This is a genomic window from Candidatus Eremiobacteraceae bacterium (genome assembly GCA_036511855.1).
Lineage (GTDB): Bacteria > Vulcanimicrobiota > Vulcanimicrobiia > Eremiobacterales > Eremiobacteraceae > JABCYQ01.
Genome location: DATCBN010000020.1, coordinates 1 through 17,158, shown reverse-complemented (window position 1 = coordinate 17,158; position 17,158 = coordinate 1). Strand labels below are relative to the sequence as shown.

Annotated in this window: 19 protein-coding genes; 11 read left to right on the top strand and 8 right to left on the bottom strand. The window is 63.1% G+C overall.

What is annotated here, in order from left to right; genetic code table 11:
* Window positions 1-399: helix-turn-helix domain-containing protein (locus tag VII69_03230; GenBank protein HEY5094110.1), on the bottom strand; the 399-nt coding region annotated here is incomplete at its 3' end.
* Between the two features lie 303 nt (window positions 400-702).
* Here VII69_03230 and modA point away from each other — a divergent pair.
* Entirely contained in the window at window positions 703-1,383 is a 681-nt protein-coding gene (gene modA, locus VII69_03225; protein HEY5094109.1) for a molybdate ABC transporter substrate-binding protein, read from the top strand.
* Window positions 1,384-1,394: 11 nt separating this feature from the next.
* Here the strand turns inward: modA and VII69_03220 are convergent, their stop codons facing one another.
* The gene (locus tag VII69_03220) at window positions 1,395-1,784 is read right to left on the bottom strand and encodes an SRPBCC family protein (protein HEY5094108.1); all 390 of its coding nucleotides are present in this window, start codon (window positions 1,782-1,784) and stop codon (window positions 1,395-1,397) included.
* A gap of 23 nt (window positions 1,785-1,807) precedes the next feature.
* Window positions 1,808-2,218 (bottom strand): VOC family protein, encoded by a 411-nt coding sequence (locus VII69_03215; GenBank protein ID HEY5094107.1) that lies wholly within the window; start codon window positions 2,216-2,218, stop codon window positions 1,808-1,810.
* 98 nt (window positions 2,219-2,316) lie between these two features.
* On the opposite strand from VII69_03215, the gene VII69_03210 reads away from it, so the two are divergent.
* The 5 genes from VII69_03210 (at window position 2,317) to VII69_03190 (ending at window position 6,883) form a co-directional block, all read left to right on the top strand.
* A complete protein-coding gene (locus VII69_03210; GenBank protein HEY5094106.1) occupies window positions 2,317-2,883 on the top strand; it encodes a hypothetical protein in 567 nt (188 codons plus the stop codon).
* Between the two features lie 7 nt (window positions 2,884-2,890).
* On the top strand, window positions 2,891-3,181 hold the full coding sequence (locus VII69_03205) for a transcriptional regulator (GenBank protein ID HEY5094105.1): 291 nt from the start codon (window positions 2,891-2,893) through the stop codon (window positions 3,179-3,181).
* Between the two features lie 65 nt (window positions 3,182-3,246).
* Entirely contained in the window at window positions 3,247-4,107 is an 861-nt protein-coding gene (locus VII69_03200) for a DUF72 domain-containing protein (protein HEY5094104.1), read from the top strand.
* A gap of 43 nt (window positions 4,108-4,150) precedes the next feature.
* Window positions 4,151-4,972: an AraC family transcriptional regulator gene (locus VII69_03195; protein HEY5094103.1), complete on the top strand. Its 822-nt coding sequence runs from the start codon at window positions 4,151-4,153 to the stop codon at window positions 4,970-4,972.
* Between the two features lie 123 nt (window positions 4,973-5,095).
* The gene (locus VII69_03190) at window positions 5,096-6,883 is read left to right on the top strand and encodes a copper amine oxidase N-terminal domain-containing protein (protein ID HEY5094102.1); all 1,788 of its coding nucleotides are present in this window, start codon (window positions 5,096-5,098) and stop codon (window positions 6,881-6,883) included.
* A gap of 7 nt (window positions 6,884-6,890) precedes the next feature.
* On the opposite strand, the gene VII69_03185 is transcribed toward VII69_03190, so the two are convergent.
* Complete coding sequence (locus VII69_03185) at window positions 6,891-9,590, bottom strand: LuxR C-terminal-related transcriptional regulator (protein HEY5094101.1); 2,700 nt, start codon at window positions 9,588-9,590, stop codon at window positions 6,891-6,893.
* 143 nt (window positions 9,591-9,733) lie between these two features.
* Here VII69_03185 and VII69_03180 point away from each other — a divergent pair, with 143 nt between their 5' ends.
* Together VII69_03180 and VII69_03175 are read left to right on the top strand one after the other, a co-directional pair.
* Window positions 9,734-9,901 carry a hypothetical protein gene (locus tag VII69_03180; GenBank protein ID HEY5094100.1) on the top strand — a complete coding sequence of 56 codons (168 nt, stop codon included), beginning with the start codon at window positions 9,734-9,736 and terminating at the stop codon, window positions 9,899-9,901.
* 126 nt (window positions 9,902-10,027) lie between these two features.
* Window positions 10,028-11,650 (top strand): EAL domain-containing protein, encoded by a 1,623-nt coding sequence (locus tag VII69_03175; GenBank protein ID HEY5094099.1) that lies wholly within the window; start codon window positions 10,028-10,030, stop codon window positions 11,648-11,650.
* A gap of 93 nt (window positions 11,651-11,743) precedes the next feature.
* On the opposite strand, the gene msrA is transcribed toward VII69_03175, so the two are convergent.
* Complete coding sequence (msrA, locus tag VII69_03170; protein ID HEY5094098.1) at window positions 11,744-12,223, bottom strand: peptide-methionine (S)-S-oxide reductase MsrA; 480 nt, start codon at window positions 12,221-12,223, stop codon at window positions 11,744-11,746.
* A gap of 129 nt (window positions 12,224-12,352) precedes the next feature.
* Between msrA and VII69_03165 the strand changes: the two genes are divergently transcribed.
* Complete coding sequence (locus VII69_03165; GenBank protein ID HEY5094097.1) at window positions 12,353-12,505, top strand: hypothetical protein; 153 nt, start codon at window positions 12,353-12,355, stop codon at window positions 12,503-12,505.
* On the opposite strand, the gene VII69_03160 is transcribed toward VII69_03165, so the two are convergent.
* Entirely contained in the window at window positions 12,474-15,272 is a 2,799-nt protein-coding gene (locus tag VII69_03160; protein HEY5094096.1) for an AAA family ATPase, read from the bottom strand. The two genes, VII69_03165 and VII69_03160, sit on opposite strands and share 32 nt — an antisense overlap.
* Window positions 15,273-15,463: 191 nt before the next feature.
* On the opposite strand from VII69_03160, the gene VII69_03155 reads away from it, so the two are divergent.
* Together VII69_03155 and VII69_03150 are read left to right on the top strand one after the other, a co-directional pair.
* A complete protein-coding gene (locus VII69_03155) occupies window positions 15,464-15,826 on the top strand; it encodes an Ig-like domain-containing protein (protein ID HEY5094095.1) in 363 nt (120 codons plus the stop codon).
* Between the two features lie 24 nt (window positions 15,827-15,850).
* Window positions 15,851-16,015, top strand: a complete 165-nt coding sequence (locus VII69_03150) for a hypothetical protein (GenBank protein HEY5094094.1) — start codon at window positions 15,851-15,853, stop codon at window positions 16,013-16,015.
* A gap of 12 nt (window positions 16,016-16,027) precedes the next feature.
* Here the strand turns inward: VII69_03150 and VII69_03145 are convergent, their stop codons facing one another.
* Window positions 16,028-16,567, bottom strand: coding sequence for a Uma2 family endonuclease (locus tag VII69_03145; protein HEY5094093.1), 540 nt, complete (start codon window positions 16,565-16,567; stop codon window positions 16,028-16,030).
* A gap of 64 nt (window positions 16,568-16,631) precedes the next feature.
* Window positions 16,632-17,158: winged helix-turn-helix transcriptional regulator (locus tag VII69_03140; protein ID HEY5094092.1), on the bottom strand; the 527-nt coding region annotated here is incomplete at its 5' end.

The following is a 17,158-nucleotide window of genomic DNA, read 5'->3' as shown; positions in this document are numbered from 1 at the left end:
GTCCATGTGGACGAGGCCACCGGGTTTGTCGTACTCGTAGCGCGGGCCGGCCGTCGGCAACTGTTCTACCGGTGCGAGCTTGTTGATCCCGAGGCGAACGAGGATCTTGTAGACCGTCGACTTTGGCTTGCCAAGCCGATGTGCTATCTGCCATGGGCCCATCCGGTGCACCTCGCGCAGTTGCCGGACCTGTTCTTCGAGCTCCGGTGAGCTCTTGCGTGGTTGACGCTTGGGCCGCGACGACGCCGTCTCCATACTCAATCTCTTGAGCCAGCGAGCGATCATCCGGCGTGAAACGCCGAAGATTCGCGAGACAGCTGATTGCCTCTGCCCAGACCTAACGGCTGCGACGACTTGCGCGCGGACTTTCTCCGGTGAAAAATGCGTGGTACAATGCATGAGAGCCCTCCTCTGGTAGTTGCCACACAACCACCATTCCGGAAGGCTCTCTTATTTCCCTAAAAGTGTAACCCAGGTGTGTGAACTCTACATTCGCTTGCCCTAGTACGGATTGCGCTTGTACGGAGCACGCAGAGAGTGTGGCGCTGACGAAGCACACTGCCGCCAAGCGCAGGTTGAAGTATTTATCCATCATCAAGACTTCGCCGCTCGGGCAGCGGCAACTGCAAAGCGTTGGGGCGAGATAATAGTTGTGCGCTCCGCACAATGGACGGCTCGGTACCGGCGCAGAACCAACGCGTCATGATGCTTCTCAATGTGACGCTGACGGTTTTCGCGGCTGCGTCGTTGCACGTGGCGATGCCCGCCATCGGCCACGCTTTTGAAGCGGCAAATCCGGGCGTCGCCGTTTCGTTCGACTTCGACGGCAGTCAAGTGTTGGTCACGCAGATAGAGCAAGGCGCCAAAGCCGATGTCTTTGCGAGCGCCGACACGAAGAACATGACCGCCGCCCAATCCGCTGGATTCGCCGGGCCGTCGACCGTGTTCGCGCACAATGCGCTCACGATAGTGACGCCGTACTCGTCGCCGGTCAAAATCGCTGCGGACTTGGCTTCGCCCGATGTCAAAGTGGCGGTGTGCGTGGTCAGCGCGCCATGCGGCCACTACGCGATGGATGCACTGAAAGCGATGAACATCCCCGCGAATATCGCGACGCAAGAGATCAACGTCGAAGGCGTCTTGGAAAAAGTGGAATTGAACGAAGTGGACGCGGGGATCGTCTACGTGTCCGACGCCACTACCGCAAAGCGAGGCACGATCCGCACCATCGTCATCCCGACGTACGACCAGCAACCGGTGAACTATCCGGCGGCGGCCATCAAGGGGAGCGCCAATGCGGACCTTGCGGCGAAATTCGTGGCGTTTCTAATAAGCGCACGGGCCCAGGCGATATTGCGCCGCTACGGCTTCAAGGGCATCTAAGCGCGCATCCATCAGACCAAGTACTTGCGAAGCGGTTCCCAGTATCGTGCGTGCCAGCCCTCTCCGAGATGCTCGGCGTCACCATCCGGAAATCCGGCATGATCGAGAACGATGCGAGTCCCGCCATCATAGTCTTTCAATTCGAACTTGACGATCGAGTAAATCCCCTCATCCCAGTTGGCCACGCGCCACGCCTGCACGATGCGTTTGCCGGGGACGAGCTCGATATTTCTGCCGGAAATCGCGCCGCCGTGGCATGTGAACGTTCCGCCCGGCTCGCGACTGATGTCTGCCGCACCGTTGGCGGTGAAATCGGCATGCTGTTGTGAATCCATCAACGCTTCGTAGATGCGCGTTGGGCTCGCCTTGAAATCGATCTCTTGATGGATGACGTCGGCCATGTCTGCCCTCCCGGCGATACGAACTACGCGGAGAATCTAATGCCTGCGTCTTGGACTTCTCGATACGGCAGCATCCACACCAGCGATTCATCGTGAAGGTCGACGACTTGGATGCGGTTGCCGAATGGATCGTGGAAATCGCAACGAAACCCGGGGATGAGTTTCAAGCCGTATTTCTTCACGATCTTCTCGCGCACTTCGGCGATCTGGGCCTCATCCCGCACGATGATCCCGAAGTGCCGCGTCCTGTCGGCGGACATCTTGTCGACCTCGAACATCGCTAAGAATTGATGCTCGCCGATCTGAAAGAACGCGTCGCCTTCGCCGTCATCCTTTTTCTCCAACGCGAACACATCTTCGTAGAAAGCTACCGCTTTGCCGATATCGGTCACCTCGATCGCGACGTGATTGATGCCATACGCTTTGACGCTCATGCGCGCCGACTTGGCCGAACGCCTTGACAGGTCCGCCCTGGCCCAGCTATAATACAGATTAGTCTATTTTGTAGACTAATCTGGGAAATGGGACGATAATGGAGACCTCCGAAGCCCGCGAACATCTCGAAATCGTCGACCGGGTGTTATCCCAAGCCGACCAGACCGTCTTCGTCGGCGGCGACATCTTTTTAGTCTGGGGCATCGCGTCGGGATCGTTGGACGTCGTCTTTCAGTTGGGCGCTGAGAGCCGCATCGGCGTCGCGTGGTACGCGGCCGTGGCGCTCGCGTTCGCGCTCGCCATCGTGTACACGATCATCCGCGTTCGCGGCCTTTCGAGTCACAGCAAGCGAATGTCGCGCGCTCAATACGAATACTTAAACGTGTTGTGGCTCGTGTTCGGCATCACGGCCGTCGCATCGAGCGCCGCCTTCAACATATTCAGCGGCTGGTCCGCGGCCGCGCTGTGGACTATCGCCGCGGCAATCGTGACCGCGTACATCGCGATCCACGGCAATCGTCGCGCGGCGGTCGGCGCCGTCATCCTTATCGCATCGTTGGTGGCCGCCAGCTTCATGCCCCACGTACCAGGTTACGTGCTTGCTGCCGGCATGCTGGTGGGTTATAGCGGCTTCGGACTCGCGACCATGCTCGCGCGCGACTGAACGCACCATGGACGAGCTGTTGTTGTCCAAAGTCCGTCTCGCGATAATCGCGGAATTGCTCGGTGCGGAATGGGTGTCGTTCAACGAACTGTTGCGCGCCACGCAGAGCACCAACGGAAACCTCGGGGCGCACCTCGCAAAGCTGGTCGACGCCGGATACGTGCTCGAAGAGAAGAAATTCGTAGACCGGAAGCCCCAGACGCGTTTTCGGCTGTTGAAGGCCGGACGCGACGCTTTCGTCACCCACGTTCGCGAAATGCAAGGACTGCTCGACGGCGCTGCGGTTAGATCCCGCTGACGAAAGAATCGCAAAATTCGCGCGATTCTGGAGTTTTTCGCTAGAGCCCCGCGTAATCCAGCAGAATGATCCGCGTCGGCACGTGCGGTTTTTCGTATCGCGAATGGGTGGGCCCGTTTTATCCGCGCGGGCTCGTCCAAACCGATTACATCTCCTACTACGCGCAGATATTCGACGCGGTCGAGATCGACAGCACGTACTACGCCGTTCCGGCGCCGTCGATGTTCGAGCGGCTGGACCGGCGCACGCCTGCCGGATTTCGATTCACGGTGAAGGCGCCGGGTGGTGTGACTCATTCACCGGCTGGTACGACGCCGGATGAGGACGAAGCGCAGCGGTTCCTCGCGTCGCTTGAATCGATCCGCGCATCCGGCAAGCTTGCCGCCGTGCTCGCCCAGTTTCCGAACGGCTTCAGGCCATCGCCCGACGCGTTCCGGCGCCTCGACTGGCTGCGGCGGGCTTGGCCGGACATTGCCATCGTCGTCGAATTCCGGCATCGCGACTGGCAGCGGCCGGAGACGTTGCGGCGCTTACTAGCACTCGGCTTGGGTTGGTGCAATGTCGACGAGCCGGCACAATCGTCGTTGCTGCGCCCGGACGCGCAGACGACATCTCGCATCGGGTACATCCGGTTTCACGGCCGCAACGCCGCGACGTGGTGGAATCACGAAAAGCCTGCCGACCGGTACGCGTACCTTTATTCCGCGGCCGAACTTGAGGAGTGGCTCCCGAGAATCGAGCAGGTCGTCGACAAGACCGACGAAACGTTCGTCTTCTTCAATAACCACGCCAACGGCCAGGCCACGGTGAACGCTCGGCAGATGGCTGGAATGCTGCACGTCGCCAAACTAGCGCCGGAGATCGGGGCGCCTCGCGGACCGGATCAAGCACCGGACGACGACCCGCGTCTCAAGCTGTTCGATTGACCGCGCAATGCCGATACAAGACCGCATGTAGTAGAATGAAGAGATGAGCACCATTCTCAAACCGGGGACCTTCTACGGCGAAACCGTGTCACTACGGGTCGCCGATGCCGTCCTCACGGAGGTCCGCCATCGCGTCGGCCGTTCGGTTCCCACGCATACGCACGAGGCCTCCTACTTCAGCATCCTGCTCGAGGGCACGTACAGCGAGACCTGGCACGACACGACCATCGTCTACGAACCGTTCACCTGCGTCTATCATGCGGCCCACACCGAACACACCGATACGATCGGGCCAAACGGCTGCCGGATGTTCTTCATCGAGCTGCTTCCGTCGTGGGTCGACGTCATCGACGCGCTCGGATCGCAGCCGGAACACCTTCTCAAGATGCACGGTGGCGACGCGGTATGGCTTGCCCTACGGCTCTATCATGAATTTCTGACGCGCGATTCTTCCGCGTCGCTGACCGCGGAATCGCTGCTTTACGAGCTATGCACGCACGTGGCGCGGGGCAATCACGATGAGGAGCGTGAGCCCACGTGGCTCGCGGCTGTCGATGCCGCGGTGCAAACTGGCTTTCGCGATGGGTTAGAGATCCGCGATCTCGCCTCTGCGGTGAACGTGCACCCTTCTCACCTTTGTCGCGCGTTTCGTCGCTACCGCGGCCAGACCGTGGGCGATCATGTCATCGGATTGCGGCTGCAGGCGGTGTGCCGCCGTCTGATCGATGCGTCGACAAGCCTGAGCGAAGTCGCGCTCGAAGCCGGCTTCACCGATCAAAGTCACATGAACCGCACGTTCAAGCGTATGATCGGCGAGTCGCCCGGCGCGTACCGCAAGCGGCTGCGCGACGGCGCGCTTTCGTGACGGCCTAGCGGTGGCCTGATTTCGAGGCCGAAACGCCCGCGCCGTTGAAAACGTTACATTCGACGGAGGATGTCACACTTGCGCGGATTTTGGCGTCGGCTAGCCATCGGAGCTTGTTTCGTCATGTCCGTCTCGCCGCTCTTGGCGGCGCGCGGCGCTGAGCCGAATGCCGCTCGCGTCGTCGTGAACGGTCACGCGGTGACGTCCGATGTGCCTCCGCTTGTCGAGCAGCATCGCGTGCTCGTGCCGATACGGGCGGTGTTCACCGCGCTCGGCGCGTACGTCGATTTCGACGCGCGCACGAAAACGGTCATCGTCGCGCAGCCGAAGACCACGATCGAACTGCGCGTGTTCAGCCAGCGCGCGGATGTCAACGGCAACACCGTGTGGCTCGACGAGCCCGCGATCGTCCGGCAAGGCCGCACGCTCGTGCCGCTGCGCTTCATCGCCGAAGCTTCCGGCGCGGACGTGTCGTTCGACGACACGCGCAACGTCGCCGAAGTGAATCTCGCCGGCGGCGGCTCCGGAAGTTTCGGTCCGCGGATTCCGAACACGGGCGATGCCGCGGCGATCAGCTCGCTCACGATCGATACGCATGGCAAAAAACTATTGGAGTCCGGCGACGTCTTGCAGGTGAACGTCGTCGGCACGCAAGGCGGCCGGGCGACGTTCGACTTGGCCGGCATCATCGCCGGCGCCGCGATGCATGAGATCTCCTCGGGAACCTATTCGGGATTCTACGTCGTGCGTGCGGGGCGCAATGTGAACGACGTGCACGCCTACGCGCATCTGACGGTGAACGGCACGACCGCAAACGCGACGTCGGACGAGACGGTCTCCGTCGCCGGCCGCACGCCGAGCGTGGTGGCGACGTCGCCGGGAGCGGGCGAACGCACCTACGTGGCGCAGCCATCGATCACGGCGGCGATCGACGATCACGGTGGACCCGCGGTGGATGCCGCTTCGCTACGCGTCTATCTCGACAACACCGACGTCACCCCGTACAGCGGCATCAGCGCGAACAGTCTTTATTTCACGCCGTATTACCCGCTCGTGCCGGGTTGGCACCGCGTGGGCGTCTACGGCGACGACGTCGCGGGCATTCCGTTTTCGAGCGACTGGTCGTTCTTCGTCGAGCCGTCGTACGCGTATGGAGGTTACTCAGCCGGTCCGTGTTGTGGCTACCCGCTCGGATTCGGACAGAACGGCTTCCCGATCTTCTCGATGACGCCGCTGCAGTTCGGCACGTATGGACCCGGCAGCGTGATCACGCTCGTCATGCAAGGATTGCCCGGCGGCTACGCGCTCGTGCAGCTTGTCGGAACGGGCAATACCATTTTGATGAATGAAGTCGCCGGAATGCCGGGCTATTACACCGGATCGTATGTCGTGCCGCCTGGTCTCGACCTGTGGCCGGTGGCCTTCAACGTCAACTATTACGGCCCGAACGGGTTGAACGCGCACGCGCACGCAGGCTCGGGCCTGCGATTCGTTGCGACCGCCGCGAAAGCGCGCACTGCGCGCACGCAGCCCGTCAGACGGCGGCCTGCCTTTGCCACCGGCGTCGTAGCCGCGGCCCGCGCCGGCGGCGGGTCCGGTGCGGTGGACCCCGATCAGCCGGTGGTGCCGCGCCCGCCCCAGATCGCACCGTTGCCCGTGATGCGTCTGCCGCTGCCGGTTCCGATTTTTTCTGCGCGGCCGTTGCCGCCCGTGCGGCCACCCGTTTCGCCGTTGCCGCGCGTGACGCTGCGCCCGGTAGCTACGCCGCAGCCGGTCCCGCCGCGCGTGACTCCGACACCACGGCCCCTTCCGACGATACCGCCGCCGCCCGTGCGTGTCACACCGACCCCGGCGGCCACGCGGCGTCCGTTGCCGCCGCCGACGCTCGCGCCGTCGCCTACTCCGACGTAGCCGCCGATCAGGCCCGGGCGTCTTCTCCAAGGCCCAACAACGTACCGGCAGCGACGCGCGTCGCGATTTCAACCCGCGACCGCAAGCCGAATTTCGTCATGATATTGCTCAAGTGATACTCGACGGTCTTGCTGCTCACGTGCAGCAGTTCGCCGATCTCCGCGTTGGTTTTGCCGCTCGCGACCAATAGCGCGATCGTGGCTTCGCGATCGGTCATCTGACCGTGCGACTCACGCCGGCGGCCGGGCCGTAAGCCATTCGCGCGCGCCAATCCGCGGGCACGGTCCGCGAGCGACCGGGCGCCGAGTGAATCGAACGCATCGATGATCTCAAGGAGTTGCTCGCGCGCTTGCCGCGGGGAATGCTCGGCCACGATCAGACGCAGGTACGTCTGCCACACCACATTGGTGCCGGCGTTGTCGATGGCAGCGCGCAATTCTTCCAAGCCCGACGCGACGTCGCCGTCGAGTAGTTTGTAGAAACCCTCGGCCTCCGCAAGGAGAACGCGTGCGACTTGCCATCCATGACGATTGCTATCGCGCAGACGTGCCAATGCCTTGGCGGCCTTCTCGCGCTGATTCAGCAGCGAGGCCGTGCGTGCGATCCCCGCGAGTGCGCGCAATTCGTATACTTCGCCCTGTCCGACGTTTGAGTCGAACCCAGCGACGGCGTCTTCGTAGCGCTCGAGCGAGACGGCGTAGTCGCCGGCGAACTCCGCCACAAATCCCTCGGTATAACGAACCGCCCGGCGCCAACTCGCGTTGACGTCCAGCGCCGCTGCTTCGCCTATGGCGTGCTCCGCGCTCGCGGCATCGCCGAGCATGGCGTACGTGATGGCTTCCGCGCACCTCGCTTGACAAAGCAGGGTCGAGTTGCCGCGTTCGACCGATTTCACCGCGGCCACGCAGAGGCCGAGACCTTCAGTGAGCCGGCCTTGGTCTATGCATGCGCACGCAAGATTGACCATGAGCAAGGTCTCGATGCGCCGCGACTTCGGGCCTGCTACGGCGATGCCGCGCCGGCACCAATGTTCGTAGCCGGCGGAGTCGTCGAGCATATCGCACAGATAACACAACTTCGCGCAGACCTGCGCATATTCGTTGCCCAAGCCATACATCGCCGCTTGATCCGCAGCAAGCGTCGCGATCTCGATCCCCTCGCGCGCGTTCCCCAGCCGGCCGACGACGACCGCCAGCCACGAGCGGAGCCGGATCGCCTCGCGCATGTGCGTGCGTTCGTCGCAGCACGATAGGCCGCGCTCCAGCGTCTCGCGTGCCTTTTCGAGATCACCGCGCCGCTCGTACACGGCACCGACGAGATACAGAACGCGCGGTAAGAGATGCGGCGCGGCTGCCGCGGCCTCGGACATCGCTGCTTCAAGCGGCGGCAATGCGATCTTCGGGTCCTGCACGTGATCCCACGCCGCCTCGGCAAACGCCACACGCGCGCGAACCCTCAGCGCGGCCGGCAAGAGTTGCGATCGCGCTTCGAACGCCCGCATGCGACGAATCGCTTCGTCGGTTCGACCGTGGGCGGCGTGCGCCGCGGCGATACCCGCGCGCGATTCCCACGCGTCGTCGGAGTCCGAGTCGAGCCGTTCGAGCGCGCGCTCGAACGCGGCGAGCGCTTCGCTCGGACCGTGAGAGTCGAAGCGGTCCCAACCGAGCCTGTTGAGGAGGAGGGCGGCCTCGTTATACCGGCCGGCGCCGTCGAAGTGGCCGGCCTTCTGCCATCCGTCGTCGCTGCGCTCCGCCAACGTCTGATGATAGCCGGCGCGCACGGACTCGTCGAGTATTTCGTAACAAGCATCTCGGACCAGTTCATGCCGAAACGAATAGCCTTCGGCCGAACGCAGGATGATGCCGCAGTCGGTCAGCGACGAAAGCGCAGCGAGCACTTGGCCGGGGGAAAGTCGCGAGAGCGCAGCGAGCGCACCTTGCGGCAGCGCACCGCGATGCACCGCAAGCCAGCCTGCGAGGATCTTCTCCGGGCCGTCCAAACCGCCGAGCCGCTCGCGCAATTCGGTGCGCAGGTTGCGCGGGATCTCGCGTCCGGCGATGTCGCCGTCCGAAAGAAGCAGTTCGGCGTAGAGCGGATTCCCGCCGGTGCGATCGACGAGGCGCCCCAGATCGGCCTCGGCGAGCGGCGATGGGGCAAGCGTCGCGGCAAGCTCGCGCATCTCGTCCGGCGTCAGCGGTTCGACCGGTATCACGGTCGCGAGGCCGAGACGTTCGAGGTCGGAGGCAAACCGCTCTATGTTGCCGCCGCCCGCACGCGATGCCAAGTGCCAAGTGGCCGGCAGATCTTGCAGCCGGTCTATGCAATAGCGCAGCGCATCGATGCTCGCCGTATCGGCGAAATGCAAGTCGTCGATTTGAAAGGTGAGGTCTTGGCCCCCGATACCAGCTTCGATCGCGTCGCGCACGAACCACAAACGGTCGCGCTCGGCCGAACCGAGGGCGCTGTCACATACGGTCTTCGAAATCCGACCGCTGCGATGCAACGCACGGACCAGCGCGAGCATCGGGTCCATCGGCAATAACGCTGCGCCCGGGTGACATCCGACGTTGATCGTGTTGCCGCGATGGTCCAGCCGGCGCGTTTCCGTCAGCAAGCGGGATTTGCCGATGCCTGGCTCGCCGAGGAGAATTGCAGCCGGCGGGCGCCGTTGTGACAGCGCCCACAAAATGTCGGCACGCCCGATCATCGGCGGCGTGATACGCCCGCCCGATGCGGCACTCTGCTTACGACTAGGGATTACCCTAGGGAGTCCCATTCGATTTTGCCTTAAGATTGATGGAGAACCCGCATATCGGGACTCGAACCATTCACCTTGAGGTACTGCAGACGATGTTAAAGCTCCGCTCGTTCACGTTAGCCGCCCTAGCCGGTGCCGCCATTTTGCTCGCAGGATGCAGTAACGCAAACTCGATGGCTCCGCAGCCGAACACGCACAGCGGATCGGTCACCCATCCGTTATGCAGCGTCGTTCCGCAACAGCCTGGTTGTGCCCAATAAAGCCGGCTTCGAACCACCACCGGCGTTCCGCCCGTGGGCATCGCGGTTCATTATAGCATGGAACGCCGGCGGCGCTTAGCGCGGGTCCACGCAGGTGTGACGCCCGAAGAGCGAGCCGTATTCCATATGCATGCGACTCCGCTTGCCGTCGTCGAATGGGATTTGGAGTTTCGCGCCGTGTCGTGGAACGTCGCCGCGCGAACGCTCTTCGGTTACGACGCTGACGAGATGACGCATCCCGACGCCTACGATAGCCTTTTGGCGGGCGGCGGCGGCACATCGTCTTCGCAACTTCGTAATGCGGTGATGGCTCGCAAGAGCTCGATGAAGATAACCGAGCGCCATCGGACCCGCGACGGCCGCGCCATCGTGTGTGAATGGCATCACACTCCGCTCATCGACTATGCGGGCAAGATAGTGGGCGTCGGATCGATCGCGCAGAACGTGACCGAAGCGGTGCGATCGGCGCCGGCCACTGCAGACGGGGAGTCGGCGGACATCGTGGAGCGCTTGAACCGAGCGTGCGAAGCGGTCGCGGGTACGCCGTCACTCGTCGCAGTGATGATCGCCGACATCGATGGTCTGCGCAGCATCAATGAAGGATTCGGCATCCGCGCGGGCGACCGGGTTTTATCCGAGACGGCCACACGGTTGACGTTAGCGGCGCCCGAAGCGCAGATCGTCACTCGTTTGGGCGGCGACGAGTTCGTCGTGGTTGCGACGGTCGCGGATCGCGACGCGGCCGCGATTCTGGCCAAGCGAATCGTGCTGTCGTTTGCAGAACCGTTCGCGTTCGAACAATCGACGTTCGTCGCGACCGCGAGCGTCGGCGTCGCGCTCTGTCCTGGCGACGGAACGGGCGAGGCCTTGTTGACGGCCGCGTCGCGCGCGCGCGATACGGCGAAGAAGCAAGGCCGCGATTGTCATGCATTTTTCGTGCGGCGGGCGGTCTCGACGACCGAAGCGATCGAGCAGTTGTATCTTGAGACTGGACTGCGCCTCGCCGTGGCCCGCGACGAACTGGAGCTCTACTTTCAGCCACAGATCGACTTCACGACCGGGCGCGTGTACGGTGCGGAAGCCCTCGTCCGATGGCATCATCCCGCGCGCGGCCTGGTCATGCCGAACGTCTTCATCCCGGTCGCGGAACGGACTGGTCTGATCGTGCCCATCGGCACGTGGGTTTTACGCAACGCGTGCGAGGCGTTGGACTCGTGGCACGCAGCCGGATTCCCGCATCTCCGCGTGAGCGTCAACGTTTCCGGCGGCGAGTTGCGGCCGCGCATCGTCGATGATATCGCGGCCGTGCTCTGCGCAGCGAACGTAGATCCGCGAAATGTTGAACTCGAGCTCACCGAGACCGTAGCCATGCGGACCGGAGACGCGACGACCGAGCTGCTGCAGAAACTCAAGTCGTTCGGCGTGCAGATCTCGGTCGACGATTTCGGGATCGGCTATTCTTCGCTTGCGTATCTCCACCGTTTCCCAATCGACACGTTGAAGATCGACCGCACGTTCGTGATGGATTGCTGCACGAATCGCGTGAATGCCGCCATCGTCGATGCGATCATCGCGATGGGCCACGGTCTGGAAGTCAAGGTCGTCGCCGAGGGCGTCGAGTCGGCCGAGCAGGCCGCTTATCTAAAATCGCGCGGCTGTCAGGGCGCGCAGGGTTATCACTATGGCAGACCCATGCGCAGCGAAGATTTCGTCGCGCTTATGCGCAGCGGTCCGGTCTTCGACGGCTAACCTTTAGGAGGGCATCCGTACGAGGGCAAGCATCGCTCGCCCACGGGCTTCTGTGGGGCCGATGATTAACATCGGCCCCACAGAACAAATCGGTCATGCGGGCCGGTGACAACTCGCTCCTACGCCCTGCTTCTCGAAGTAGCGCTGGTGATATTCTTCGGCGCGATAGAATTCTGTTGCAGGCACTATTTGCGTCACGATCTTGCGGCCCGCCCTGCCTGCGGCGGCAAGCGCATCGCGTGACGCCGTGGCCTGCGCCGCTTGTTCGGGCGAGTGGGTGAAGATCACCGAGCGGTATTGCGAGCCCACGTCAGGTCCCTGACGGTTCAACGTCGTGGGGTCGTGCATTTGCCAAAACGCGTCGAGCAGTTTCGAGTACGAGACTTTGGCCGGGTCGAAGGTGACTTGCGCGACTTCCGCGTGGCTCGTGTTGCCCTCACACACCTCGCGATAGGTGGGGTTGACGGTGCGCCCGCCCATGAAGCCGACAGCCACGTCGGTGACACCGGGAATCTCGCGAAACGCGGATTCAACACCCCAAAAGCATCCGGCGCCAAATGTTGCGTGTTCCATACTCTCTCCTACGGGCCGGCCGCGTGTTTGGATGCATGCGTTCGGCGTAGAGTTCAACGGCTCGGGGCGATGTCATGCCGGAGGGACGGGCCGGCGCATCGTGAACCCGGCCGTGCGAAAGGCGGCGCCATGACCATATCGGCACCTGGTCTTCCCCTGTACGACTACACCGTGCTCAAGAGCGTGCGTGCGGTCTGTCCGACGTGCTTTGCGGACGATCCAAATTTCGACCCGCAGCACCAGAAGGCAACTAGCGGCTATTGGATTCGTGATCACGCGTGAGGCGCGCCGCAAGCTCCGTGCGCGATGACGCGCCGAGTTTCTTCAACGCCGATGTGATGTGATTCTCCACCGTGCGTCCGCTGATCGAAAGCGCGGCCGCGATAACCTTATTGGATTTGCCTTGCGCCACAAGACGCGCGACTTCTCGTTCCCGCTCGCTCAATCCGGAGGCGCGCCGGTCGCGCCGACCCTTCGGCGCCAGCACCGTATCGAGCCGGCGCGCATCGCGCGACGCGCCGATCCGGCGGTAGATCTCAAGCGCAGCGGGCAATTCGCCGGCGAGTTCGAGGGCCAGCGCTTGCGGATACGGGTGTTCGATCTCGGCGAATAATCTGGACGCCTCGAGCGCATGCCGCATCGCCGCGCCGCGGTCGCCGTCGCGCTCGGCACGATTGGCGTCGAGATACGCTAAGTAAGCCCGCCCGCGCGAAGTGATCTGTGCCGCGGCCCACGGCGCGACCGCAACGCGTAGACGTTCAATATCCACGGCCGATGCGAATTGCGCCGCATACACCAAGAGATAGATCGCACGCGTGGGCGCGCGAAGCGTGTCGAGAGCGCGCGAAAAAACGGCGCGCGCCTCGTCAGACCTACCCAAGCGGCCGAAGTAGTCCGCGAACACGCCGCCGGACGCGATCGAATACGGCTGTCCTATCTGCATGGCGGTTTCGACGGCGCCCTCGTCGGCGGCGTAGTCGGCCAGCACGGACTCGCCGCTGCGCAGAGCCAGGAGAATGTTCAGATGCTCGGTCAAAAGACGGATGATCGGCAGTTCGAGCCGCCGGCTTGCAGCGTGCGCTTTCGATACAGCTTGCGCCGCCCTCGTCAAGTCACCCACGAGGAACAACGCGAATCCGAGATTGATGAAGGCGATCGCTCCTTGCACGGACAGCAGCGATTCGGCCGCACGTGCCGCCGTGCGGTCGTACATCTCGATGGCCTTCGGCAGGTTGCCCGCTTCATCGTTGATGATCCCCGAGCAGAGCAATGCGTTGACGATCGCAGAATCTTCGCCGGTTTCGTACGCCGCAGCAAGCGCGGTCATGGCGGCCTCTTGGGCGAGTACGAGATTGCCCGTCAACGCGAGGCCGATGCCGCGTTGCGCGAGCAGACTGGCGCGTAGTCGTGGTTCGGCAGCGTCGACTAAGACCAACGCTTCGTCAAGGTAGCCTATCGCCCGCGGCCACTCTTCGCGAAGCCCGCACGTAAGTCCAAAGCCGTAGAGGATGCGGACACGCGCCGGACTTTCCGGTAGGTCGCGGAGCATCTCAAGTGCGGATTCGCTGGTCGCCGTCGCGGCATCCAGATCGCCGAGCATCGCCTGCTGGCGTCCGAGACCGTTGAGCGTCACGGCGACTTTTTCCGTCATCCCAACCGCGCGGTAATGCGCGATGGCTTGGTCGAATGCGCGCGCGGCGCGTTCGGCGAGGCCTGAGTTATCGAGCGAAGCGCCAAGCTTTTCGTACAAGCGGGCTTGATCGGCGCTCGCCCCGTGCTCGAACTCGAGTGCTCGTTCGTAGAATCCCGCTCCGTCCTCGTAAGCGCCGGCGCGCTGCGCGGCGTCGCCGGCGGCCTCGCTGTAGCGGGCCGCGCCGGCTTGGTCGCGCGCTTCCCAAAAGTGATGCGCGAGCTCGACCGGACGGCTTGCGGCATCTGGCCGGCGCTCCAGCGCCTTGGCGATGCGCGCATGCAGTGTCCTTGCTTCCGGTGCGAGCAATTCGCGGTAGAATATCTCGCGCATCAGCGCGTGCTTGAACCGAAGCCGATCGTTGCCGGCGTCTTGAACGACGAGACCTAAGTCGCGGGCACGCCGCAAGACCTCGAGAATATCGTCCACCGGGCGGCGCGATGCTTCGGCGACGATTTCCGGCTCGAAGCGCTCACCGACCACCGCCGCGACGACAAGCACGAGCCGGGCATCTCTTGGCAGCGGCCTCAAGCGCTCCAACACCGCTTCGCGCAAGGTGAGGGGCAACTCGGCTGCAGCGCCGCCGACGGCGTGCGTAATCAACTCCTCGGCGAAGAGCGGATTGCCTTCGGCGAGTTGCCGCGCCCGTTGCAGGGCGTCGCGCGACAAACGCGGATGGTCCTTTGCTATCTCGCCGAGCCACTCGTCCATCTCCTCGTCGTCGAGCCGTTCTATCCGCGTTTGAAAAACTGCCGGCTTCCGGGCGATCTTCGCGATCACGGGAACGAGTCGATGATTTCTGTTCAACTCGTCGGAGCGATGGGTGACGATCAGGAGCAGCGGCAACTCGGGTGCGGCGCCGACGAGGTGTTGAATCAGACCAAGCGTCCCTTCGTCCGCCCAGTGTATATCTTCAATGACGATGACGGCGCCCGCCGGCCCGAGCAGCCGCTGCAGCGCTTCGACGTATGCGTCGAATTGCTGGCGCCTGTTCACCTCGAGCGGCGGCGCGTCCGGCGTGACAAATTCGGGGAAAAGCGGCGCGAGAATCCGCCGCACCGCCAACGAATCGCGCAGCGCTTCTGGTTGTGACGCTGTGAGCGTGCGCAAAGCGTCGACGAACGGCGCGAACGGACCGCGCGCATATTCAAGACACTCGCCGAATGCGATAAGGCTGCGGTCTGCGACGATGGATCCGCAGAACTCTCTGACCAGCCTTGATTTTCCGAGGCCGGCATCGCCGGCTACGAGCACGGTCGAGCCGCGCCCGGCGCGGCTTGCACGCCATTGGACTTTAAGCAACTCGAGCTGTTCGTGCCGGCCAACGAACCGGCGACACGTGATTGGCGACGAGATCATCGCAAGACTCCGAAACCGGTTCCCGGACGTCTTGGCTTCCGCATTGGCGACCCGCGGCCTGTCTGTAATTGATTCGCTGTCGCGCGGACGCTTCACGGATGATGGCGTTGCGTGGTTTCCCGGATAGAACCGTGACGTCGTGGACGCTAGGATAGTTGTAGACGGGGACTTACCCGCAGAAAGGTTGACATATGAAGATCGCGTTTCTCTCGCTCTTGGCGGCGTCGATGCTGGCCTCGGGCTGCAGCGCTGGAGCGCTGGCCGGCCTTGTCGGCATCCCAAAACCGACACCCACACCTCAGTTGATCATGACTCCCTCCAGTTTGACGATGCAGACCACCGGGCCGACCCAGACGCAGACGATCACCGCGAGTGAATCCGGCAGCACGTTCTTCACCGCGCAAAGCAGTGACGTGACCATTGCCACGGTGACCCCGGTTCAGAACACAACCAACGCCTTTTCGGTATCCGCGCTGGCGGTTGGGGCGTGCACGATCAATGTCACGGACGAGAATGGCCAGACGGTCCACGTCAAGGTCACGGTGAGCCTGTAGCGGCGCTGCGGCGCGGAGCGAGCTATGAACGAATCGACGTCGCGGCACCGCGCACCGCTCATTCCGTCGATCTCCACGCTCGATCAGGACGAGCCGGCTGCGGTCGTGGAGCACGCGCCAAAGGAGGGTAAGACGATCTGCGTTGTCGTGATCACCGTCATCGAAATGGAGACGCCGGAAAAAGCGTAGTCCGCGGCGCAGCTACGCTTTCGGCTTGATGCGGTCGAACAGCTCACTTGCGAGCAATGAAAATCCCGGCATCGAGGCGTGTGTCAGCAGCGCATGCCTTGAGACGAGCCGATCGCTTGCCGCGTCGCTAATCATCTCGCTTTGCGCGTCGGTGTCGACGAGAAAGATCGCCGACGTGCCGCACGCGAGATACACCCGGACTTTTTCGTCGATGTCGGCCTGGCGATCGCTTTGCGAACGAACCTCGACGACGACGTCGGGTGCCACGTTCGGGATGTCGGCGGCCGCTTCGTCGTCGTACGGCAGACGGTCAAAGGAGATGAACGCGACGTCCGGGACCAGCGGCCGGCGCGGTTCGCCCGCCGGCTGAATCCGGAATTCCCACTCGGTGCCGACAGTTCCACGGCGTCCGGCGCGCGCCCAAAATTCCAAAGCAATGGCAAATCGAGTTTGCGCGAGCGCATGCTTTCGCCGCGGGCTCACCTTTTGAACGACCCGGTCCCGAACCCATTCGAGAGCGGGTTTGACTTCCGGCAGAATGATGTCGCGCATGGATACTCTTTCACGGGCGAGTATATCGCGGCGCACGCGCGGTGGTCTAGCGCGTGTGGATTGATTAGTTGAGAACCGGAATGCTCTCGGGCATGGGTTCGATGCGGAACATCTCGGCGAATCTTGTCAGCAATTGCGGATCGCCGGTGACGCGAACTGTTCCGTTAGCGATCGCTTCGGCGGCGCTGATTTCGCCGGACATCAAGCATTTGATTCCGGGCCCGGCTTCGATGACCAAATCCGGCGCTGGCGCCGGTCCGGCTGCGACCTCGACCTTACCGTCGTCGACGCGCACATGGATGACGATGTCCCCTAAATGCATCTCAAAGCTTGCATGGAGACCGCGTGAGGCCTCGCCGTGGAACGTGGAGCGCATGGCCATAACCATGGAGTCGACGGTGATTATCTCACCCGCGCGCGGCTCACTGAGAAGTTTTGCGCCCCATCGCCCGAGCAGCACCACGACATCCTCTAGTTCCGCGCCGTATTCGGTCAGCTCATAGATGACCGACCCCGCCGGACGGGGCAGCAACCGGCGCCGGACTACGCCCGCGCTCTCGAGTTCTTTTAGCCGTGCGGTGAGAACGTTCG